15 protein-coding genes are annotated in these 22,622 nt (G+C 64.0%); 8 read left to right on the top strand and 7 right to left on the bottom strand.

The genetic code is table 11. The features are described 5' to 3' along the window. Positions 1 to 277: 277 nt before the first annotated feature. Positions 278 to 3,664, top strand: a complete 3,387-nt coding sequence (locus tag AB6809_RS04025) for a YadA-like family protein (RefSeq protein WP_371026012.1) — start codon at positions 278 to 280, stop codon at positions 3,662 to 3,664. Positions 3,665 to 3,822: 158 nt separating this feature from the next. Here the strand turns inward: AB6809_RS04025 and AB6809_RS04020 are convergent, their stop codons facing one another. Continuing rightward, a complete protein-coding gene (locus AB6809_RS04020) occupies positions 3,823 to 7,350 on the bottom strand; it encodes a response regulator (protein ID WP_029967334.1) in 3,528 nt (1,175 codons plus the stop codon). A gap of 371 nt (positions 7,351 to 7,721) precedes the next feature. Between AB6809_RS04020 and AB6809_RS04015 the strand changes: the two genes are divergently transcribed. The 6 genes from AB6809_RS04015 (at position 7,722) to AB6809_RS03990 (ending at position 14,075) form a co-directional block, all read left to right on the top strand. Continuing rightward, complete coding sequence (locus AB6809_RS04015; RefSeq protein WP_029967333.1) at positions 7,722 to 8,327, top strand: DinB family protein; 606 nt, start codon at positions 7,722 to 7,724, stop codon at positions 8,325 to 8,327. 417 nt (positions 8,328 to 8,744) lie between these two features. Then, a complete protein-coding gene (locus AB6809_RS04010) occupies positions 8,745 to 8,996 on the top strand; it encodes a hypothetical protein (protein WP_006047495.1) in 252 nt (83 codons plus the stop codon). Between the two features lie 355 nt (positions 8,997 to 9,351). Continuing rightward, a complete protein-coding gene (locus tag AB6809_RS04005; protein WP_006047494.1) occupies positions 9,352 to 10,344 on the top strand; it encodes a DedA family protein/thiosulfate sulfurtransferase GlpE in 993 nt (330 codons plus the stop codon). Between the two features lie 95 nt (positions 10,345 to 10,439). After that, entirely contained in the window at positions 10,440 to 12,155 is a 1,716-nt protein-coding gene (locus AB6809_RS04000; protein ID WP_006047493.1) for an FAD-dependent oxidoreductase, read from the top strand. Between the two features lie 206 nt (positions 12,156 to 12,361). Continuing rightward, positions 12,362 to 12,637 carry a hypothetical protein gene (locus AB6809_RS03995; protein WP_006047492.1) on the top strand — a complete coding sequence of 92 codons (276 nt, stop codon included), beginning with the start codon at positions 12,362 to 12,364 and terminating at the stop codon, positions 12,635 to 12,637. A gap of 166 nt (positions 12,638 to 12,803) precedes the next feature. Then, entirely contained in the window at positions 12,804 to 14,075 is a 1,272-nt protein-coding gene (locus AB6809_RS03990) for a winged helix-turn-helix domain-containing protein (RefSeq protein ID WP_029967331.1), read from the top strand. Positions 14,076 to 14,096: 21 nt separating this feature from the next. Here AB6809_RS03990 and AB6809_RS03985 read toward each other — a convergent pair whose 3' ends face one another. From AB6809_RS03985 to AB6809_RS03975, 3 genes are all read right to left on the bottom strand, one after another. Continuing rightward, positions 14,097 to 14,696 (bottom strand): LysE family transporter, encoded by a 600-nt coding sequence (locus AB6809_RS03985; RefSeq protein WP_029967330.1) that lies wholly within the window; start codon positions 14,694 to 14,696, stop codon positions 14,097 to 14,099. 127 nt (positions 14,697 to 14,823) lie between these two features. Further along, entirely contained in the window at positions 14,824 to 15,087 is a 264-nt protein-coding gene (locus AB6809_RS03980; RefSeq protein ID WP_006047489.1) for a hypothetical protein, read from the bottom strand. A gap of 221 nt (positions 15,088 to 15,308) precedes the next feature. Then, positions 15,309 to 16,220: a DMT family transporter gene (locus tag AB6809_RS03975; RefSeq protein WP_029967329.1), complete on the bottom strand. Its 912-nt coding sequence runs from the start codon at positions 16,218 to 16,220 to the stop codon at positions 15,309 to 15,311. Between the two features lie 171 nt (positions 16,221 to 16,391). Here AB6809_RS03975 and AB6809_RS03970 point away from each other — a divergent pair, with 171 nt between their 5' ends. Then, positions 16,392 to 17,312 carry an AraC family transcriptional regulator gene (locus AB6809_RS03970; protein WP_029967327.1) on the top strand — a complete coding sequence of 307 codons (921 nt, stop codon included), beginning with the start codon at positions 16,392 to 16,394 and terminating at the stop codon, positions 17,310 to 17,312. 34 nt (positions 17,313 to 17,346) lie between these two features. Here the strand turns inward: AB6809_RS03970 and AB6809_RS03965 are convergent, their stop codons facing one another. The 3 genes from AB6809_RS03965 to AB6809_RS03955 form a co-directional block, all read right to left on the bottom strand. Then, on the bottom strand, positions 17,347 to 20,367 hold the full coding sequence (locus tag AB6809_RS03965) for an FAD-binding and (Fe-S)-binding domain-containing protein (RefSeq protein WP_029967326.1): 3,021 nt from the start codon (positions 20,365 to 20,367) through the stop codon (positions 17,347 to 17,349). A gap of 94 nt (positions 20,368 to 20,461) precedes the next feature. After that, complete coding sequence (locus AB6809_RS03960) at positions 20,462 to 21,247, bottom strand: 2-keto-4-pentenoate hydratase (protein WP_051153901.1); 786 nt, start codon at positions 21,245 to 21,247, stop codon at positions 20,462 to 20,464. A 3-nt stretch (positions 21,248 to 21,250) separates the two neighbouring features. Further along, the gene (locus tag AB6809_RS03955; RefSeq protein WP_029967320.1) at positions 21,251 to 22,537 is read right to left on the bottom strand and encodes an MFS transporter; all 1,287 of its coding nucleotides are present in this window, start codon (positions 22,535 to 22,537) and stop codon (positions 21,251 to 21,253) included. Positions 22,538 to 22,622: the final 85 nt, after the last annotated feature.

Raw genomic sequence — 22,622 nt, 5'->3', positions numbered from 1 at the left:
TTGTAAGAGTAGGCTGAGCGCTATTTCCTGGTCGTTAGGCGGTACGGCGGGCATTGCGCTTGCGATTTTTTCTTTGCCGGCATCTGCAAGCGTTTTGTGTCTGTATGACAACATTGGAAAAGACCAGGTCTCCAGTAATTCGACATTTGCTAGTGGCTGTTCAAGCCGGTACGTGCCCTCCAGCGACTACTATGCCCTCCTCGAATCCGGCTCGCCGTCTGGAGCTGCCGGCATCGTGCTCCAGGCTGGAAACATAACGTACTGCCTGGCCAGCACGATGACCCAGAACACGCTCACAATGAGCGTGTCTGACACCAACGTGTTGTTGGACGGCCTGGCGCCAGGAGCAGTAACAGCCTCAAGCCTGAATGCTATTAGCGGTTCCCAGCTTTACGGTACGGCAAGTACCACGGCGGCCGCGCTAGGCACGACGATGGCGGCGAACGGCACGATCGTTGCGCCTGGCTACGCGCTGCCGCAAGCGAATGCAATCGATGGGACGTCGGGCCCGGCTAACAACGTGAGTTCGGCGTTCGCTACGGTCGATACAGCCCTGGGCAAGTTAAGCGACAAGCTCAGCGCAGGCATCGAGTACTTCCACGCGAACTCGGCGCTGGCGGATTCGTCGGCGATTGGCTCCGAGGCGATCGCGATCGGTGGGGCCGCGGCCGCATCCTCCGGTGGTGCGATTGCCGTGGGCCAGCTAAGTATGTCCAACGGTACGGCTGCTGTTGCAATCGGCCAGAATGCAACCGCCACTGGCATTGCCAATATCGCGATCGGTCAACGCGCCACCAATGCGGCGACTCTCAACAATTCGATTGCAATTGGCGGAGACTCAAAATCGGGTGGTCAGTCAAGTTCGCTGGGTAATAGTGCCGACACGTCGGCAACCACATTCGCAGTCGCTGTCGGTCACAGCAGCGTGGTGACAGGTAGCTCCGGCACCGCGCTGGGTGCCGGAGCGTCGGCAGCGACGGCGAACTCGGTAGCGGTCGGCTCGAACTCGGTGGCGAACTCGACGACGCTGGCGACGGCAGGCTTCACGCCGACGGGCGGCACGGCTATTTCGGCAGGGACGGCAGCCGGCGGCGAAGTGTCCGTGGGCTCGGCAGGTGCAGAGCGTCGCATCACGAACGTCGCGGCAGGCCTGAACGCCACGGACGCGGTGAACCTGAGCCAGCTGATGTCGGAAGACGCGAAGGTCAACACGATCAACAACAACGTGAACAACCTGAGCAACACCGTGAACGGCGGCGGCATCAAGTACTTCAACGCTAACTCGACGCTGGCGGATTCGTCGGCAACGGGCACGGATGCAGTGGCGATCGGCGGCAACGCTCAGGCGCCGACGGCGAACTCGGTGGCACTGGGCTCCAACTCGGTTGCCAACTCGAGCACGCTGACGACGGCAGGCTTCAACCCGGGCGGCAGCGCAATCTCGGCAGCCACGGCGGCAGGCGGCGAAGTGTCGGTGGGCGCGGCAGGTGCGGAGCGTCGCGTCACGAACGTCGCAGCAGGTCAGAATGCGACCGATGCGGTGAACGTGAGCCAGTTGCAATCGGAAGACGCGAAGGTGAACCAGATCGGCACGAGCACGGCGGCGTCGCTGGGTGGCGGTTCGACCTACGACACGACGACGGGCGCAATCACGAACCCGACGTACCCGGTGGGCGGCACGACCGTCAACAACGTGGGTGATGCGCTCACCAATCTGGATGGCCGTACGACGCAGAACACGACGAACATCGACAGCCTGACGCAGAACATCAACAACGGTACGGTCGGTCTGGTGCAGCAGGACGCAACGTCGCGCAACATCACGGTGGGCAAGGATATCGGCGGCACGGTGGTGAACTTCACGGGTACGGCAGGTTCGCGCACGCTGACCGGTGTAGCAGCAGGCGCGCTCAACGCCACGAGCGTGGATGCGGTGAACGGTTCGCAGTTGTACGCGACGAACCAGAACGTCTCGAACCTGACGAACGTCGTCAACAACATCAGCAGCGGCGGCGGCATCAAGTACTTCAACGCTAACTCGACGCTGGCGGACTCGTCGGCAACGGGCACGGATGCAGTTTCGATCGGCGGAAATGCTCGGGCGACGACCGCGAACTCGGTGGCACTGGGGTCTAACTCGGTGGCCAACTCGGCGACGCTGGCGACGGCAGGCTTCAACCCTGGCGGCAGCGCAATCTCGGCAGCCACGGCAGCCGGCGGCGAGGTGTCGGTGGGCGCGGCAGGTACAGAGCGTCGTATCACGAACGTGGCAGCAGGTCAGAATGCGACCGATGCAGTGAATGTGAGCCAGTTGCAGTCGGAAGATGCGAAGGTGAACCAGATCGGCACGAGCACGGCGTCCTCGCTGGGCGGCGGTTCGACCTACGACACGACGACGGGCACGATCACGAACCCGACGTGCTCGGTGGGCGGCACGACCGTCAACAACGTGGGTGACGCGCTCACCAATCTGGACGGCCGTACGACGCAGAACACGTCGGACATCACCAACATCAACAACACGCTGAACAACATCACCAATGGCGGCGTCTCTACCAGGTACTTCCACGCCAACACGACGTTGCCGGATTCACAGGCGACGGGCGCGGAATCGGTGGCGATCGGCGGCAACGCGCAATCTCTCGCGACGAACTCGGTTGCGCTGGGTTCGAACTCGGCGGCTGATCGTGCCAACACGGTGTCGGTCGGCTCGGCGGGCAACGAACGCCAGATCACCAACGTCGCAGCCGGCACGGCCGACACGGACGCAGTGAACCTCGCTCAGTTGAAGGCCTCGGGCATCATCAACCCGAACGGCACGACCAACGCGGCAGTCACGTACGACCACAACGCCGATGGTACGACCAACTACAGCAGCATGACGATGGGTAACGGTGCTGCGGGCGGCACGACAATCCGCAACGTGGCGGCAGGCACGTCCGGTAACCACGCAGTCAACGTCGACCAGATGAACGCAGCGATCTCGACGGCGACGGACATTGCCAAAGCAGCCAGCAACCCGATGTTTGCAGCAGACGGCAACCAGGACACGCAGATGGCTAGCGCAACTGGCTCGTATTCGACTGCGATGGGTGCCAGCGCCAATGCCGGCGGCAAGCAGTCGATTGCAGCCGGCAACAATGCCAACGCAAGCAGTGAAGGTGCAACTGCGATCGGCGCCAATACTCAGGCGACCGGCAAGGGTTCGGTTGCCCTGGGTTCCGACTCGGTGGCAGACCGCGACAACACGGTGTCGGTGGGCTCGGCAACGAACCAGCGCCAGGTCGCCAACGTCGCAGCCGGTACGGCGACGCACGACGCAGTCAACTTTGGTCAGTTGAACGACGCGATCGGCAATCTGCCGGCCGGCATGACGGCAAAGACCTACGTCGATCAGCAGATCAACTCGGTGCAGAACAGCGTCAACCAGGTCGCCAGGAGCGCTTACTCGGGTATTGCGGCAGCCACCGCGCTGACGATGATCCCGGACGTCGATGAGGACAAGAGGATCGCGGTCGGTATCGGCGGCGGTTCGTACAAGGGTGCGCAGGCTGTGGCGCTCGGCATCTCGGCGCGTATCACTGACAACCTGAAGATCAAGGCCGGCGCAGGCACCAGCGCGGGTGACACGACGGTTGGCATGGGTGCTTCGTATCAGTGGTAAGTGCCGTGATGGATCGGACGCAAGTCCGGTCCGTCAACCGGATCTGCGTTGACCCAACTGCAAGCGCGCCCTTGTCCGTCGGACCCTTGGCAAGGGCGCCGCTTCAATCACTGCATTGGTGAAAATGAAGATTTCTCTCTTTAGATCTATGCGCCGACTCAATGCGCCGACGCTTCGTCGACGCCATAGCGATCGCACAACGCTTCGTGCAGCGACACGGCGCGCTCGTCCATCTCCGTCGTCCAGCTCTCGCTTTCGTTGCATAGCCGCTGCAACTGCCTGCATTCCTCGACGAATCCCGGCTCCTGCACGATCACGAACGCGCCGCTCGCGCTATGCGCCCAGCCGGCCAGCGCCTCCCGGTCTTCTTCATCGACGATGGCGAGAAGCCGCGGCAAGTCGTTCTTCAAATGCTCCTTGAGCATCGCGGTGTAGCGCGCTCTCTCATCGACGGTGAGTGTGCTTGCAGCCGAGGCAGCGGACGCCGGCCCTGTCGTGCGCGCCGCGCTGTCCTTCGCGACGGGCGCCACCGCGACCAGCGCAGCCTCGAGTTCGCTCAACGAAGCGGGCTTCGACACATGACCGCTGAAGCCGCGCTCGCGCCAGCTATGCGCCTCCTGATTCTCCGCGACCGCGCTGAAGGCAAGCACCGGCACCTGCTGATCCCGCTCGCGCAGCGCGGCAAGCAGTCGATAGCCGTCCATCGCCGGCATGTGGATGTCGGTGAGCACGGCGTCAAAACGCTTCGCCTGGAACGTGGCGAGCGCCTGCTCGCCGTCTGGCGCGATGGTCGGCACGCAGCCGAGCGTCGCAAGCTGTTCGGCGATCAGGCTCTGGATCAGCGGATTGTCTTCGGCAACGAGAACCCTGAGCCCTTGCAACGCCGGATGCGTCGCCACCGAAGGCGCCGGAGCAGGCGCCGCGTCCAATGCGTTCGATGCGTCCATCTCGGATGCCGCCGCTGCCGCCGATGCGGACACCGCAGCAACAGGCACGCCGTCGACGGCCTGCTCGATGGCCCTGCGAATCGCCGTGGCGCTGAATTCGGTCACTTCGAGCACGCCTTCATCACGCGCGCGCGGTCGCGCCGGGCCCTCGCGAGTGATCCACACGGCGCTCAGCGGCTGCAACGCGCGCAAGCTCGCGATCGCCTCGAGATCGTATGCGTCGGAGACAATCAGCGCCATTGCGCAGTTCGTCCGCAGCCAGTTCTGCGCGTCAGCCAGCGTCGAGACGACGTGCGCGCTCCAGCCAAAGTGCTCGAGCCAGCGGTCGAGCAGATTGACGACCTCGCGATCGGGAAACAGCGCGAGCAGCGGTCCACGCGTTGCCGGCTGAGGCGCCGGTTTTTCGTCAGGCGACGCAACCAGCGGAATCGATACATTGAATACGCTGCCGACGCCCACCACGCTTTCCGCCGACACCGCGCCGCCCATCAACTCGCACAGCCGCGCGCAGATCGCGAGGCCAAGGCCGGTGCTTTCCGCGCCGCGCGAGGCGCCTGCCTCGCCTTGCACGAACGGCTTGAAAAGCCGGCCCACGAGCTCCTCGCTCATGCCCGGCCCCGAATCGGAGACGCGGCACTTCAGGACCGGGTGGCCTGGCGTATCGTCGGCGAGTTCGGCTTGCAGCGTGATCTTGCCGCTCGACGTGAACTTGAATGCATTGCTCAACAGATTGTTGATGACCTGCGCGATCCGCATTCTGTCGCCGATCACCGTGCGATCGATCGCGGGCGAAAGCAGCGAATAGAAACGCACGCGCCGATCGCCCGCCATCGACGCATACGACAGTGCGATGTTCTCGAATGCGTCGAGCAGCGCAAAGGGCGCGCGCACCAGAAGCATTTCGCCCGCATCGATCTTGGAGAAATCGAGAATGTCGTTGACGACGCGGCGCAGCGCATCGCCCGCCACGTTCAGACTGGCGAGCCGCTGCGCATGCGCGTCGAGCCCAGGCGTACGCGCGAACAGTTCGAGATTGCCGAGCAGCGCATTCAACGGCGTACGGATTTCGTGACTCATAGCGGCAAAAAAATTCGTGCGCGCGCGCATCATCGCTTCCGACGTCTGCTGCGCTTGCCGCAGTTGCTGTTCGAGCTCGTGCTGCGCGGTCACGTCGAGGATCGCGCAGAACAACACGTCCTCGCCGGCATAACGAGCGGGCGCATAGGTGAACTGCAGGAAGCGGGCGGGCGTGCTGTCCGTCTGAACCGGCGCCGAGGACGCTTGCGGAGGCGCCGGCTGAACTTCCTGCACGGGCCCCGCCGGTGCGACGAAAGCGGCAATCCGCGCCAACGCGGCCGCCGACACCTGCTCCGGCACCTTCGTCAGAAACTCGGCGGCAATATGCGGGGGCAGGCGGCTCGTGCCCGGCTCGATGCCCAGGAGTTCGGTGGCGAGTGCATTCGCCGTCAATATCGAACAGTCGCTTCGCCGGACGATGCACAGTCCGACCGGCGTCGCGCTCACCAGAATGTGATTGAGCGTCTCGCTTTCCAGCGCGCGCGAGGTCTCGGCGAACGCACTGCGCAGAAGCCGTAGTCCGAAGAAGCGCGCGGTCAGCGCGATCGCCAGCAGCACCAGCAACGCGAGCCCGCCGATCACGCCGAGCTGCCAGCCGAGCGCCACGGCGAGCGCGCCCCACGGCACGTAGCCGACCAGCGAGCCGAAGCCCGGCATCAACGGCTCGTGAAAAATCGCGCCTTCGCGGCCGAAGTGGAAGGCGTGAGACGGGGTCGCGGCTATCGTCCGTTGCAGCCTCGCGCCGGTTTGCGCGCTGAGCGCGGCGGAAGATACGAGAATGCGCCGGTCAGGGCCCATCAGCAAAGTCGCGCCCGCGCCGCCGGGCGGCGCAAGGCGCGCGGCGAGCACGTCGAGCGAAACGCTTGTGGTGATCAGCGTGACAGGCTTGTCGCCTTCGTAGTAGGCACTCACCACCGAGATGACCGGCGTGTTGCGCAGCGGATCGCGATACGGTCCGATCCACACGTGCTCGCCTTTGCCGGGCACGCGCTTGCCTGTTTGCGCTTGCAGTTCGTGCTCGATCGTGTCGCGCAACGTGCCGATTACCGCCTCTTGCGGCGGCGGCGCCCGCGTGGCCCCGGCTCCAACGTCGGTTGCCGAATCCGCGAGCGAAGGCAAAATCACGGCGTAATTTTCATCGAGGCCGATCAGCGTCGCGTGCTGCGCGAGTTCGAACGCCTGCTGCGTGACCAGCGTCGATTGTGCGGATTCATACAGCCGCCAGACTTTGTCGCCGAACTGCGCACCCCACGCCGCGCGCGTTGCCTGGCCGATGACGATGTCGAATTCCGCGTCGACCCGGTCGACCTTGCCGCGCGCCGCGCCCGTCTGCGCGATGGATCGCTCCACCGCTTCGGGTGCGCGCCGCACCTGGGTCGCGCTGTAGTAATAGTCGAGAGTGAATTCGGTGCGCCGCAAGAACGACTCTTTGCGATGCAGGAGTAGCGACAGGTCGGTGGCGCTTTGCGTCGCGAACGTCCGGCGGTATTCCAGTTGCTTCAGCCCCGCGACCACAGCCAGCAGGAGCGAAAAGATCACCACCATCAGCATCAATGAGCCGATTGTCGCGAGATAAACCCGCCGCTGGCGCTTCGCGTTTTTTGCGAGCGAGGCAAACGCCTGAGCGAGTGACTCTTGAGTACGATCAAGGATTTTCTGCATCGGCCCAAGTACGTTGCGGTTCGCGCAGGCAGACCGCTGCGATCTTTGGCAAACCACGTCTGCTGACCTATACCGGCGCAGTGTAGTCTTTTTGAAGATGATGCGCGACGCATCCGGCACCTTTTACGCATTGACCTTTCACGCATTGACCTTACGCATTGATCGGATAGATCAGCATTACTCCCACCTCGACAGCGATGAATTGGCGACCCACGATGCATGCGTCAGTGCCCGATGAATGCATGGGGCGGACTGACCCAAGTAACAACGGCGTTTAGCGGCCCGTCGCAAGACGGGCCGTTTTTTTTGTGCGCGGTCTATGCTGTTCAGGCGCAGAGGTCGATGTGCGCACACCATCCACGGAGGCAGACATGGTTCGTTCCGACTCGCGAGGCGCTGCGCCGCGCGATGCGCTGTCTGAGCATTTCAGCGATATGGCGCGCAACAACGCGTGGTCCAACCTGCGCCTTTACCGCGCGTGTCTGAGATTGAGCGACGAAGCGTTCGCCGCGCACCGGGTGAGCTTCTTTCCGTCGTTGCAGCTCACGCTGAATCACATTCTGCTGGTGGACCGCTACTACTTCGACGCGCTGATCGACGGCGGCCAGGGCCTCACGATTTTCGACGACGAAGTGCCCTATCCGCGCGCCGCGCAACTATGGCAGGCCCAGGCGGACAGCGACCACGCGCTGCTGAGCTTCTGCGAATCGCTGACGGCCGACGACTTGCAGCGCGAAGTGCAAATCGACCGGGGTCCGTCGATCGGCGTGCAACGCGAACGCATCGGCAACGTGCTGCCGCATGTGTTCGTGCATCAGATCCATCATCGCGGACAGGTTCATGCGATGTTGAGCGGCACCGCCATCGCGCCGCCGCAACTCGACGAGTTCTTTCTCGATGCCGACGCGCCGCTGCGCGCCTCGGAGATGCGGGAGTTGGAGCGCATGCGTGACGAGCGTGATCGTCCGCCGCTATAGCGTCGCGGCGCGCAAGGGTTGCGGCGCGCAAGGGTTGCGGGCCGAGGCTGCGACACGCGCCTCATGATCTCTTCAGGTGCGCTTTGCATCGGGCGTTTTTGCCGATAAGCGCGCACGCGGTTGCGCGTCGCGTCTAACCGTACCGCGCGTCATGCGCATGACAACGTCGAAGAACGATTGCACCGCGACGGGGCAGGAAAAATGCAGCCGTCGTCGCGACGACTCCGTTAAACTCATTGTCACTGCGAACGTCATCGCCTGCATGGACTCGCGGCCCGCAAGGCCACGCGCACGGCGGCGCTCGGGCTTGCAGGCGGAGGCGCCGGCAATCGCCAAAAGCGTCAACATTGCGCGACAGACGGCGCGTCATGCTGCCCGTACAATGATTCGATCAACAACGGAACAAGGACAACTTCGATGCGCACTACCGGGTCCTCCGGGTCAATGGCCCTGCTCACCGAATACGACGACGCAACCGGGCGTGAACTGCGCACGCTGCGCCTCGAGTCGACAGAAGACGGCAAAGGCATCCTTCTGGTCGAAGTCGACGAGCGCAAGCCAGGCATCCATCGGGAAGTCCGCTACGAAATCACGCCGGCGGAACTGATTGCCGCGATTCGCGCGCACGGCGCCGAGTTGCCCGGCGAGCAGCACAATCATCGTCAATAACGCAAAGGTGCGGCGCCTTGCGGTGGGCGCCGCGTAGGCAGCGGTTTTCGCCGGCATTGCAGTCGGCGTTTGTTGCTCGCGGTTCTGATGCTCGCGGTTCTGATGCTCGCCGCTCTGTTGCTCGTCCTTCCCGCAGTCTTCGCGCGCCGATTTTATTCAGAGCGCGCGAGCTTTAATCGTTTTTGATTATTAGAATCCGGGCCGCGCGGCGGTAGCGCTTCCAACGCCGCTTCCAACCCCGAATAACCGGGGCATTTCAAGGGCTTTGCACGTCTTGAAAATGGTCCATAATCGCTCCATTCTCCTTTGCTTCCCTACTGCGCGCCGTGCCTGAAAAGGCCGCGGATGTAAGTCGATGCTACATGACCTCGTCGAGCAATATGGCCCGGCGCTCATCTTTGTGAACGTGCTGGCCGCCTCCATCGGCCTGCCGGTGCCGGCCATGCCGTCGCTCGTGTTGTTCGGCGCGATGGCCGCAATGCATCCCGGCTCCGTCGGCACGGAATTGCTGCCGGTGCTCGTGCTGTCGATCTTCGCGACGCTGATCGGCGACAGCGCCTGGTATCTGGCGGGCCGGCTGTACGGCGGCAATACGCTGAAAACGATCTGCCGTCTGTCGCTGTCGCGTGACACGTGCGTCAAGAAAACCGAGCGCTTTTTCGGGCGTTGGGGCGTGCGCGTGCTGGCCGTCGCCAAGTTCGTCCCCGGCCTGTCGATCGTGTCTATTCCGATGGCGGGCGCAATGGGCACGCGCTACCGCACATTCCTCACCTACGACAGCATTGGCGCCGCGTTGTGGTCGGGCACGGGGCTCATCGTCGGCGCGTTGTTCGCGCGTCAGATCGACATGGTATTCGCAGCCGCCGGGCGTCTCGGGCGCACTGCCGGCGCGGTCGCCATCGCGTTGCTGCTGTTGTATGCGGTGTACCGCTGGATTCGCCGTCGTCAGTTGATCAACAAGCTCGCGTCCGCCCGCATCGAAGTGGACGAGCTCGCCGAGCTGGTCGCCGCGGGCAACACGCCGGTGCTGTTCGACATCCGCTCGCACGAGAAGCGCAAGCTCGATCCGTTCGTGATTCCCGGCTCGCAATTCGCCGACGAACGGCAGCTCGATCAGATCGTCGCCACTTATCCGCGCGATCAGAAACTGGTGATCTACTGTTCGTGCCCGAATGAAATTTCGGCCGCATGGATGGCCAAGCAGTTGAACGAAGCGGGCTTCGACGACGTGCTGCCGTTGCGCGGCGGCATGGAAGCCTGGCGCGACTCCGGCCGGCCCGTCGAGGGCTTGCCCGGCATGCCGCCACCCGAAGCCGCCGTCGAGCATATCGCGCCGAAAGCGGTCTGACGCCGCGCGCGGCACCTTCGCTAGCGCGCGCGCTGGCGGATGCGCGCCGTCGCGCCTTCGTTCAGTCAATCAACGAACATCGAGGGAGCGGTTCGATGCTTTCCACTGCAGAACCCGAAGTACAGCCCGATGCGGTAGTCGCGGACGCACCGTTTTCCAATCTGTCGACGCGCATGCACCAGATGTTTCCCGAGCTCACCGCGGCGGAAATCGATCGCGTGCGCAAGTTCGGCGAAGTCGGCCAATGGCAGGCTGGCGAGCTGCTGTTCGAGACGGGCCACACCGGCCCGGGCATGTTCGTGCTGCTCGAAGGGCGCGTGAAGATTTCCCAGCGCGACGGCATCGGCCGTGAAGTGGTGATCGGCGAACACGGGCCGGGGCATTTCCTCGCTGAGGTCGGTCAACTGTCCGGGCGTCACGCGCTCGTCAACGGCATGGCGCTCACTCACGTCAAGGCGTTGCTGATTCCGCCGGAGAGGCTGCGCGCGCTGCTGGTGGCGGAAGCCGAGCTTGGCGAGCGCATCATGCGCGCGCTGATTCTGCGGCGCGTATCGCTGATCGAAAAAGGCGCGGGCGGGCCGATCCTGATCGGCAGCAGTACCGACGCACGGCTCGTGATGCTGCAAGGCTTCCTGTCGCGCAACGGCCATCCGCACTCCACGATCGACGAATGCGATGAGGACGCGTTGCGCCTCGTCGAGCAGTTCGGCGCGCAGGACGGAGACATGCCGCTGGTGATTTGCCCCGACGGCTCAGTGCTGCGCCATCCGAGCATGCCGGAACTGGCAACCGCGCTCGGCCTGCTGCCCGATCTGAACGACTGCATGGTCTACGACGTCGCGATCGTCGGCGCGGGGCCGGCCGGACTTGCCACCGCGGTCTATGCGGCGTCGGAAGGTCTCTCGGTGATCGTGCTCGACAGCCGCGCGCCGGGCGGCCAGGCGGGCGCGAGCTCGCGAATCGAAAACTATCTGGGCTTCCCCACCGGCATCTCCGGTCAGGCGTTGGCGGGCCGCGCGTTCGTGCAGGCGCAGAAGTTCGGCGCACACGTCGCCATTCCTGTGCATGTGAAGGCGCTGCATTGCGGCGAGGCGCCGTACCGGCTCGAGCTCAAATGCGGCGGCCATATCAGCGCGCGGACAATCGTCATCGCGAGCGGCGCCGTGTACCGGCGCCCCGCGCTGGAAGGACTCGACCGTTTCGAGGGACGCGGCGTGTACTACTGGGCGTCGCCCGTCGAAGCGAAGCTGTGCAAGCGCCAGCAAGTCGTGCTGGTGGGCGGCGGCAATTCGGCCGGCCAGGCGATCGTCTATCTGGCGACGCACGCGGCCAAGGTCCACGTACTGATCCGGCGCAGCGGCTTCGAGGCGACCATGTCGCGCTATCTGATCGACCGTATCCGCTCGTTGCCGAACGTCGTCGTTCATCCGAATTCGGAGATCGGCCAGCTCATCGCGGACGAAAGCGGACTCGCGGCGGTCGCCCTGAAAAAGCCCCTGCCCGACGGCACGGAGCAGATCGACACGCGGCATCTGTTCCTCTTCACCGGCGCGGACCCGAACACCGACTGGCTGCGCACCTGCGGCGTGGAACTTGACGAGAAGGGCTTCGTGTTGACGGGCACCGGCGCGGACGGCGCGTCGGCTTGCGATCTGGCGACCACCGTCAAAGGCGTGTACGCGATCGGCGACGCGCGCGCGGGCTCGACCAAACGCGTGGCGGCGGCGGTCGGCGAAGGCGCGGCCGTGGTCGCGCAGATTCATCAGCTGCTGGCCGTTTCCGCGGACGAAGCCGTCGCCTCCGTGGCCTGAACCGCGCTCATACAAGGGCCGTTGCCGCCGCCACACGCGGGGCGGCGGCCCTGAAGTAGTCCCCTCCGAAGTAATCCCCTGTTACACACGCCTGCAACTCGTTGCACCTGCTTTTCTTTCTGCCTCGTAAGATAGACGTCAGCCATTGGACAGTGAATGCCGACCGTCGAAACAGCCATTGTCTTGCTGGGACACAGGAGAAAAGCATGAACACACGCGCGATCGTCTTCGCCGCCTTCGGACTTGCCGCCGCCTGCGCATCGACTGCCGCTTCCGCTCGCGTCGACGTGGGCGTGTTCGTCAACACGCCGGGCCCCGTCTATGCCGCGCCGCCGGTCATGTACGCGCCGCCGCCGGTCGTCTATGCGCCTCAGCCGGTCTACGGTTACGGCTATCGCGACGACTATTACCGGGAGCGCCGCTGGCATCACGATCACGGCCGTCATCGCGGCTGGGACAAGCATCACGGCCGCGGCTGGTAATCGTCGGAGCGAGCAACGCGGCCGCTCGCCGCTTCGCTTGTCACTGCGCGCTTCGCTCGTCACGACGTCAACCACAGCGCCGACGCATTCACGCTACAGTAGCGTCTGCTGATTCAGGCGGGCTTTCTGCCCGCTTCATCGCAGTCACTTACTGAACGACGTCCGCGTGAAGACTCTTTCGCTTTCCGCCGCCCGCACACTCCACCTGGCCGCGCAAGGTCTGCTGTCGCCGCCGCGCCGCAAGGCCACCAAAGCCGACGTGCTCGAAGCAATCCGCCGCATGGCGCAATTGCAGATCGACACGATTCATGTGGTCGCGCGCAGTCCTTATCTCGTGCTCTTTAGCCGGCTCGGCGCCTATCCGCAGCAATGGCTCGACGAACATCTCGCCGCAGGCAAGCTGTTCGAATACTGGTCGCATGAAGCCTGTTTTCTGCCGATCGAAGACTACGGACTGCTGCGCCATCGCATGCTGGACCCGAGCGGCATGGGCTGGAAATACGCGGCCGACTGGCACCACAAACATCGCAAGGACATCGACGCACTGCTCGAACACATTCGAGCAACGGGCCCCGTGCGCTCGGCGGATTTCGCTCGCGAGTCGGGCAAAGGCAACGGCTGGTGGGACTGGAAGCCGGAGAAGCGTCATCTGGAAGTGCTGTTCGCCATCGGGCAATTGATGGTGGCCGAGCGGCGCAATTTTCAGCGCGTCTACGACGTCACGGAACGCGTGTTGCCGCATTGGGACGACGCCCGCGATCTGCCGCCGCAACAGGCCGTCGCCGACGAACTGCTGCGCCGCACGTGCCGCGCGCTCGGCGTCGCGCGGGCCGACTGGGTCGCGGACTACTACCGGCTGCCGCGCCGTCCGTATCGCGACGAACTTCATGCGCTTGCCGACCAAGGCGAATTGATTCCTGTGCAGGTGCCCGGCTGGAAGCAGGACACGTTCGTGCATCGCGACTTCGCGCCCATGCTCGACGACGCCGCGAGCGGCAAGCTCGCATCGACGGTGACGACGGTGCTCTCGCCATTCGACCCGGTCGTGTGGGATCGCAAACGCGTGGCCGCGCTGTTCGACTTCGACTACGCGATCGAATGCTATACGCCGGCAGCGAAGCGCAAATACGGCTACTTCGTGCTGCCTCTGCTAAGCCGCGGGCGTCTGGTCGGTCGCGTCGATGCGAAAGCGCACCGCGCAGAAGGCGTTTTCGAATTGAAATCGGTGCACCTGGAAGCGGGCGCACGCCCAAGCGCGCGGCTCGCGGGCGATCTGCGGCGCGCGTTGCAACGGTGTGCGGATTGGCACGGCACGCCGCATCTGCAGATCACGTCGGCGGCGCCGGAATGGCGCGAAGCGCTCAGCGCGGGTGACAACGAAGCGGAAACCGAAGCCGAAGACGTGAAACCGAAAGCGAAAGCGAAAGCGAGCGCGTAGGCACGCCTTCAGCGCGTGCCGTCAATGCAACGCCGACCATGCAAGCGTCAGCGAAAACACGCCGAGCACGACCGACGCGCCGCGCTGGATCTTCGCCGGATCGAGCCAGCCGAGCTTGCCGCTGCCGAGCGCCGCGCCGAACGCAATCCACGCGAGCGCGATCGGCGCGAGAAGGCACGCGAATATCAGCATCGACAGCAGATACGCCGGCCAAAGCACGAAAGCAGCCGCCGGAAAGATGGTGCCCGCGAACAGCAGCGCCTTGGGATTGAGCAGCGTCGCGATGAACAGGCGCAGTGTGCCGCTCGCTTTTTGCGTCGAGTCCGGCAACGCGACGGCCGCGCGCCACATATCGACGGCGAGCCACGCGATGTACGTCCCCGCCGCCACGCGCAGCAGCACGGACAGCCAGGGCAGCGCGTGCGCGGCCTGTGCGAGAAAGCGTCCCCAGACGGAAATGGCGACGAGATAGCCGGCGAGTTCGGCGGCTATGAGCGGCAGCGAGCGCCGCACGCCCTGGCGCAGACCGGCCGACGCGAGCAACGTATTGGTGGGGCCCGGCGTGATCAGCACGACGACAATGCCGACGGCTAATAACGCGATAGCGGACACAGAGAACATGGAAAAGGCGCAATGTTGGAAACAGTGCGCCTTTTTATCACAGAAGCGGATTCGGCCCGCAAACAGGCTCTATCGCGATGACCGGCCGCAATCGTCAAGGGTCAAGCGGCGAGCCGCGAGAGTCCGCTCAGTGCTCGAGCTTCGCTCGCAGTTCGCGGGCGGCTTCGAGCAAGCCTTCGTAACCGGAACGCGCATGCTCGGGCAAGTCGGGATCGCCGACGAACGTGCCTAGCGTTTCGATCAGGCTGTACAGAATGCCCTTCGCGGCACCCGACGCAATGCTGCCGGATGACACCTGCTGATTCACGTGACTGAGCGCCGCGTCGAGGTTGTCGAGATCGGGCCGGTCGCCGGTGGGCGGCTTGGGCGTGGGCGTTACGTCTTGCGTCATGATGATGCATCTCCCCGTTGAAGCTTCGGTAAACGAGCGATCCTTTCACGTTTGTTATATACCGATCGCGCGTTGCCGTCTATTCGTGATCCGCGCGACGAGCCCGCAGCGATTCGCCGCACGGGCCCGCGCGCTGGGGTTCACAGCGCTCCCGAAAGAGCTCACCGATGGCCTTGATGAACGCGGCGTCCGTGCGTCGTCGTCTCTATGTCATTATGTCTTTATGCCTTCATGTTCGTGCAATGGCCGCGTCGCCCGAAGATGCGCCGGGTCATGTCGAAGGCGACGAGGTTGCCGGCCACCACGAGCAGCAATCCGACCACGGCCAACGCGGACCACTGATAGCCTTCGAATACCGTCGACACCGCGAGCGCCACAATCGGAAAGAGCACCGTCGAATAGGCCGCGCGCTCCGGGCCGATGCGCCCCACCAGCATCAGATACGCGGTAAAGCCAATCACCGAGCCGAAGATCGCGAGATAGGCGAGCGCGCCGACGTAACGCGCGGAGGGCTCGATCGCGAACGGGAAACCGGCGACCACGCTGCCCACTGTCAGCACGCTCGCGCCGATCAGCATGGCCCAGCTATTCGTGGCGAACGGATGCAAGCCCATCGATTGCATACGGCTCGACAGCAGATTGCCCGCCGAAAAACACAAGGTGCCGAGAAACGCGATGCCAAGCCCGAGCCACGCCGCGTGATCGCCGAGATGCCCGCTCATCTGCTGGACGAACAGACACACGATGCCGACGAGGCCGAGCATCGCGCCCGCAATCGCCGAAGGCTGCAACGGGCGCCCCATGAAAAGCCGTCCGTTGATCGAATTGAGAAGCGGCGCCGTCGAGAATACGACGGCGACGAGCCCGCTCGGCACCACCTGTTCGGCGTAGTAAAAGCACAGAAAGTTGACGCAGAAAAGCGCGAGCCCTTGCGCGAACAGAAAGCGCCATGCGGCGCGCGGCGGCCACATCGGCCGGCGCATGATGCGCAACAGCGCGAACAGCACTAAGGCCGCGATCCAGAAGCGCCACGCGATCGACACCGGCGGCGGCACCGAGCCCAGTTGCCACTTGATCGCGATCCACGTGGTGCCCCAGATCAGGACGGTAATGGCATAAAGAAAGAGATTCATGGTCAAGCCTGCAAGCAGCGGATACGGGAGTTCGACTATGCGTCGGCGCGGCTCGCGGCACTTGTCCAGGATTGCGCATTTTTTGGCGTGCGTCGCCGGGGCGTGTGTCGTCATGCGCGGCGGGTCGTATACTTGCCACTATTCCTCGCAAGAAAGACACCCGCCCATTCCGTGAACACGAGCCCGCCCGTCCCCGTGATCGACGCCACTGAAACGCCGTTCGGCATTCAGTCGGTATGTCACACGCTGGGCACCTCGAATGCGAAGCTGGACCGCTTCGCGTGGCTCGGCGACGGTCTCGCGATTGCCGTCTGGACGCGCGACACGGAAGTCGCGGAAACCGTCTACGAGCGCCCAGGCCATCACACGCTGTCGTGCTATCTGGACGGCGGCTATCGCACGGAGCGTCAGAAAATGCCGGGGCGTTATGGTGCGCCGTCCCGGCTGTGCGCATTGCCCGGCGATCATGAATCGCGTTGGTGGGTCCGCGGCCATATGCACTTCATGCACCTGTATTTTCTGCCCGAGCACTTCACGCAGCGCGCCGTGCAGGAACTCGACCGCGAACCGCGCGAGCTGACGCTCGCCGATCGCACGTATTTCGAGGATGCGCGCATTGCCGGGTTATGTCAGTCGCTCGCCAACGAGCATTGGGACGATGCCGACGGCTTGCTGCGCACCAACGAAACCGCGCATGAAGTGCTGAGTCTGCTGCTGCAGGCGCAAGGCGTGCGGCGCAGCGGCGTCGCGCTGAAGGGCGGCTTGTCGGTCGGGACGCGGCGGCGTCTGCGCGATTACATCGAGAGCCATCTCGCCGAGCCGCTCACGCTCGGCGAACTCGCGAGTGTCGCCGCATTGTCGGAGTTTCACTTGGCGCGGATGTTCCGCACGTCGTTCGGATTGCCGCCCGCTGCATGGATCGCGCAGCAGCGGCTAGAACGCGCCCGGACGCTGCTGCGCACCACCGCGCTGCCGCTCGCCCAAGTCGCCGGATTATGCGGCTATGCGAACGCCAGCCACCTGAGCCATCGTTTCCGCGAAGGCGTCGGTGTGTCGCCGGGCGCGTACCGGCAGGCTATGTCGGCGGTCTGATAGCAGCGGGCTCCAGCGCAGCGCGCGCGTCATGTCATTGCAGCGCCATCGCCAGCACGCGCGCGACGTGGATCGCCTCGACACCCGCGCCGTCATGAATCTGATGACGGCAGCTCGTGCCGTCGGCGACCATGATCGTACCGGCGTCCATTTTGCGCACCGCCGGCAGTAGCGACAGCTCGGCCATCGCCTGCGAAGTCGCGTAGTGCTCCGCTTCGTAGCCGAAGCTGCCGGCCATTCCGCAGCACGACGATTCCACCGTCGATACCGTCAGTTCAGGAATCCATTTCAACACGGTTTGCACGGGCGTAAAGGCGTCGAATGCCTTCTGATGGCAATGGCCATGCACGAGCGCCTGCTGCGTCGCCAAAGGCTTCAGCGCAAGCTGCAAGCGCCCGGCCTGTTGCTCGTGCACGAGGAATTCTTCGAGGAGAAACGCCTGTTTCGCGAGCCGCTTCGCTTCGTCGCCGAAACCGTAGTGCAGGAATTCGTCGCGCAACGACAGCAGGCACGAAGGCTCGAGTCCGACAATCGGCACGCCGCGCTCCACGTAGGGCTTGAACAGATCAAGCATGCGCCGCGCTTCGTGCTTCGCTTCATCGACAAGTCCTGCGGCCAGGAACGTGCGCCCGCAGCAGACCGGCCGCTCGCCTTGCCGCGTGTTGAAATGCACCGTGTAGCCCGCGGCTTCCAACACCTTCTGCGCGGCCCGCGCGTTGTCGGGCTCCATGTTGTTATTGAACGTATCGACGAACAGCAGCACTTCGTTCAACGCCGCGCCGCGCGCGTTCACAGTCGGCTTCGCGCTCGACAGAAACGGTTTTGCGAAACGCGGCAAGCTCCGTTCGCTTGCAAAGCCGACCGAACGCTTGAACCACGTCGACAGCAGCGGCACGTTGTCGGCAAATGCGATGAGGCCCGGCACGCGGCTCGCCGTTGCCGCGTAACGCGGCATGAAGGCAACCAGCTTGTCGCGCAGCGTCAGTCCGTGCCGCTTCACGCGCGCCGCGCGCGCCTCGATCTTGAACTTCGCCATATCGACGCCGGTCGGGCAATCGCGCTTGCAGCCCTTGCACGATACGCAGAGATCGAGCGTGTCCTTGACGTCGTCGCTTGCAAGGCCGGCTTCGCCGAGTTGTCCCGAGATCGCGAGGCGCAACGTGTTCGCGCGCCCGCGCGTCACATGCTGCTCGTCTTTCGTCACGCGATAACTCGGGCACATGGTGCCCGCGTCGAACTTGCGGCAGTGGCCGTTGTTGTTGCACATTTCGACGGCCTTCGCGAGACCGCCCGACAGATCGTTGCCGCTGCCCGGCGCGCTCTCGCGGCCCGTCAGCGGATCGCGTTCCACATTCCACGCGGACCAGTCGAGCGCGGTGTCGATGCGCCGTTCGCGATAGCCTGGAGCGAAGCGGAAGTAGCGCGCGTCGTCCATTTTCGGCGGACGCACCATCTTGTCGGGATTGAAGCGGTTGTCCGGATCGAACAGCGTTTTGATCTCGCTGAACGCCTCGTTCAGTTTCGGGCCGTATTGCCACGCGACCCATTCACCGCGGCACAGGCCATCGCCGTGTTCGCCCGAATAGGCGCCCTTGTATTCGCGCACCAGCGCCGCGGCTTCCTCGGCGATCGCACGCATTTTGACGGCGCCGTCGCGGCGCATGTCGAGAATCGGCCGCACATGCAGCGTGCCGACGCTTGCGTGCGCGTACCAGGTGCCTTCCGTGCCATGCCGATGAAAAACTTCCGTCAGCTTGCTCGTGTATTCGGCGAGATGTTCGAGCGGCACGGCGCAGTCTTCGATAAAGGACACGGGTTTGCCGTCGCCCTTCATGCTCATCATGATGTTGAGCCCGGCCTTGCGCACTTCCCACAGCGCCTTTTGCGCATTCATGTCCGGCATTTCGACGACAGAGCCAGGCAAGCCGAGATCGGCCATCAATTCGGTGAGCTGCCTGAGTGACTCGAGTTGTGCGTCGCGCGATTCGCCGGCGAACTCGACTAGCAACACCGCTTGCGGTTCGCCGACCAGCGCCTTCGCGACCACCGGACGAAACGCGGGGTTGCTCATCGCGAGATCGATCATCGTGCGATCGACCAGTTCAACCGCGACCGGCTTCAGCTTGACGATGTGCTGCGTGAAATCCATCGCCTGCCAGAAGGTCGGAAAGTTGACGACGCCGAGCGTCTTGTGCGCGGGCAGCGGCGCGAGCTTCAACGTCAACTGACGGCTGAACGCAAGCGTGCCTTCCGAACCGACCAGCAGATGCGCGAGGTTGGCGACGCCGTCGTCGGTATAAGCGCGCGGGTTCTGACAATCGAACAGGTCGATGTTGTAGCCGGCCACGCGGCGCAACACTTTCGGCACGCGCGCCGCGATTTCGTCGCGCTCGCGCTCCGCGATCCGCTTCACGCCTTCGAGTATCTGCTGCAAGCGCGCGCCTTGCGGCACTTGTCGCAACGATGCGAAACGCGCTTCGCTGCCGTCGGCGAGAATCGCGTCGATGGCCTCGACGTTGTGCACCATGTTGCCGTATTCGATCGAACGCGAGCCGCACGAATTGTTGCCCGCCATGCCGCCGATCGTGCATTGCGCTGCCGTCGATACATCCACGGGAAACCACAAGCCATGCGGCTTGAGCCACGCGTTCAGATGATCGAGCACGACGCCTGGCTCGACGGTAACCGTGCGTGCGTCCGCATCGAAATCGACGATGTTATTGAGCCACTTGCTCGTGTCGATCACGAGCGCTTCACCGACAGTCTGTCCGCATTGACTCGTGCCGGCGCCGCGCGCGAGCAGCGGCACTTTTTCGCTGCGCGCGATGTCCAGCGCGATGCGCAAATCATCCTGATCTCGCGGCACCACGACACCGACCGGCATGATCTGGTAGATGGACGCATCGGTCGCATAACGGCCGCGGCTCGCCGCATCGAACAGCACGTCGCCGCGCAATGCCTTGCGCAGATGTTGCGCAAGCGGACTCGTCAGACGCGCGGCGGACGGCACAAGATGAATCGGCTTGACCAGCAAAGCGGAAGTGGGATTCGTCATAACGTCGATGGTTGTTGCATTGCGTGCATTGCGTGCATTGCGTGCATTGCGTGCATTGCGTGCATTGCGTGCGTTGCGTGCATCGCGCGAAGGTTCAGTACAACGTGACGCTCACGGACGGCAGTCCTTCGATGCGTCCGTGCGCGAGGCCCGCGCTTCGCGGGAAGAACATGCCGGTGTATGAACCCGTGGTGACGACCATGTCCGGCGTCACCGCAATGCCGCGCGATGTCGCGTGATTGACGAGCCACGTGAGCAAGCGGCGCGGATCGCCGGCCGGGTTGGCGGGCGTCAGTTCGACGACATCGCGTCCGTTGAAATCGAAGCGCAGCGCAGGCGAGGCAAACGGAAAATCGTCGTGATACGGCATGAATTCGCCGACGATCAGCGCGCCAAAGTTCTGCAAATCCGCGAGTTGCGCGAGCTTGTCGATGTCGGGCCACGCGGCGAAACGGCTCGCGACAATTTCAATCGTCGCGCCGAACGAACCGATTGCCGCGTGCACGTCGGCCTCGCTATAAGGCGTTGCCGAAGGCTCGAAGCGGCGGCCGAAGCGAAAGGCGATTTCGAGTTCCAGCCCCAACGGTGCAAAGGCCGCGCGCGGCAACGTGGAGCCGTCGGAATGCAAGTCGATGCGCGGCAGCGGCGCACCCTGGATCGGGCCCGTTGGCGACTTGGCGCCGATCTTCCAGCCGCCGATGCGCGCGCCGCCGATCGCCAGAATCTCGTGCTGGATCGCATAGGCCGCGTCGGCGTCGGCGGGCGTGAGGTTGGGCTGCGGCTTGCCGAGCGTCGCATGATCGTGGCGGGCATCGGCAAGCAGGCGGCTAAGGGGCGAGGCGCCGGGCTTCATTGCGTCGGCGTGAGGGGACTTGAGCATCGCTCACACGCCCATGCTGGTGGAAACCTGCCCCTTGTCCGCGGCATTGCCTGCGAACTTGCTTTCCGGCTGCATGCGGAACGCGAGCACGACACCGAGCGCCATCAACAGCATGCTGCCGACGAACGGCAATTCCCAACTGCCGAAATAGTCGATCAGGAAGCCGCCCACCACTGGCGAGATGATCGCCGCGAGCGCCGAGCCCGTGTTCATCATGCCGCTCGCGGTGCCCGAGGCGTCCGGCGCGATGTCCATCGGAATCGCCCACATCGGTCCAATCGTCATTTCGGCGAAGAAGAAGCCCGACGCGAGACACGCCATCGACAGATACAGGTGGTGCGTGAACATCAGCGGAATCAGCGACAGCAGGCAGAAGAACATGCACACCGACACCATCCAGCTACGCGCGCGCTTCAGGCTCCCCGTGCGCGTATAGATGAAGTCGGTCACGATGCCGCCGAGCGTGTCGCCGACGACACCCGCGAGAAACACGGCCGAAGCGAAGATCGCCGACTTCTTCAATTCCAGGTGATAGCTGTGCAGGAAGTACTGCGGAATCCAGCTCAGGAACAGCCACAGTGTCCAGCCGTAGCAGAAGTAGACGATCGTGACCGGCGCCATGCGGCGAAACAGCTTGCTCCAGGGCACGCCCGCCGACTTTGCTTTCGGCGCGGGCAGCACTTCGAGTTCTTCCTTCGTGATACGCGGATGGTCTTTCGGATGCTCGGTGAACGTCAAAGCCCACACGACGACCCACAACAGACTGAACGCACCGCAGATGTAGAACGATTCGCGCCATCCCCAGTTCGCCATCACGAGTACGACGATGCCGGGCGCGACCGCATTGCCGACGCGCGACGCCGCATGCGTGATGCCCTGCGCGAAACCGCGTTTTTCTTTCGCGACCCAGCGCGCCATCGCGGATGTCGCCGCCGGAAAGGTCGCGCCTTCACCGAAACCGAGCAGCACGCGCGCTGCCAGCAGCGAGATGAGGCCACCGGCAAAACCGGTCAGCAAGGTCGCGATGCCCCACACCGCGCCGCACGCGAGCAGCGTGCGTCGAGCGCCGAAACGGTCGCTGACCCATCCGCCGATGATCTGGAAAAGCAGATACGGATACGCGAAAGCCGAGAACACCAGGCCGACTTCCGTATGCGAAAGATGGAATTCCTTGCCGAAGCCCGCCGCCGCCGTACTGACGTTGACGCGGTCCAGGTAAGTGATGAAGTACATGATGCAGAGCATCAATAGAACGATACTGGTCGCACTGGTCACACGAAACCGCTTCATCGTCTCTCTCCATTTGCATGTATCGACGGCGTTCCTGAGATGGCGCGCTTCGTCGTCGCGAGACGGCACGCGCCGCCTCGCCATC

This window comes from Paraburkholderia sp. RCC_158 (genome assembly GCF_041355255.1).
Taxonomy (GTDB): Bacteria; Pseudomonadota; Gammaproteobacteria; order Burkholderiales; family Burkholderiaceae; genus Paraburkholderia; species Paraburkholderia graminis.
This window is presented reverse-complemented; position numbering and strand designations above follow the sequence as displayed.

Bases quoted from the DNA above. Each gene is read 5' to 3' on its own strand.
- AB6809_RS04025 (WP_371026012.1), top strand. From the start codon at position 278: ATGACCCAGAACACGCTCACAATGAGCGTGTCTGACACCAACGTGTTG.
- AB6809_RS04020 (WP_029967334.1), bottom strand. From the start codon at position 7,350: ATGCAGAAAATCCTTGATCGTACTCAAGAGTCACTCGCTCAGGCGTTT.
- AB6809_RS04015 (WP_029967333.1), top strand. From the start codon at position 7,722: ATGGTTCGTTCCGACTCGCGAGGCGCTGCGCCGCGCGATGCGCTGTCT.
- AB6809_RS04010 (WP_006047495.1), top strand. From the start codon at position 8,745: ATGCGCACTACCGGGTCCTCCGGGTCAATGGCCCTGCTCACCGAATAC.
- AB6809_RS04005 (WP_006047494.1), top strand. From the start codon at position 9,352: ATGCTACATGACCTCGTCGAGCAATATGGCCCGGCGCTCATCTTTGTG.
- AB6809_RS04000 (WP_006047493.1), top strand. From the start codon at position 10,440: ATGCTTTCCACTGCAGAACCCGAAGTACAGCCCGATGCGGTAGTCGCG.
- AB6809_RS03995 (WP_006047492.1), top strand. From the start codon at position 12,362: ATGAACACACGCGCGATCGTCTTCGCCGCCTTCGGACTTGCCGCCGCC.
- AB6809_RS03985 (WP_029967330.1), bottom strand. From the start codon at position 14,696: ATGTTCTCTGTGTCCGCTATCGCGTTATTAGCCGTCGGCATTGTCGTC.
- AB6809_RS03980 (WP_006047489.1), bottom strand. From the start codon at position 15,087: ATGACGCAAGACGTAACGCCCACGCCCAAGCCGCCCACCGGCGACCGG.
- AB6809_RS03975 (WP_029967329.1), bottom strand. From the start codon at position 16,220: ATGAATCTCTTTCTTTATGCCATTACCGTCCTGATCTGGGGCACCACG.
- AB6809_RS03965 (WP_029967326.1), bottom strand. From the start codon at position 20,367: ATGACGAATCCCACTTCCGCTTTGCTGGTCAAGCCGATTCATCTTGTG.
- AB6809_RS03960 (WP_051153901.1), bottom strand. From the start codon at position 21,247: ATGCTCAAGTCCCCTCACGCCGACGCAATGAAGCCCGGCGCCTCGCCC.
- AB6809_RS03955 (WP_029967320.1), bottom strand. From the start codon at position 22,537: ATGAAGCGGTTTCGTGTGACCAGTGCGACCAGTATCGTTCTATTGATG.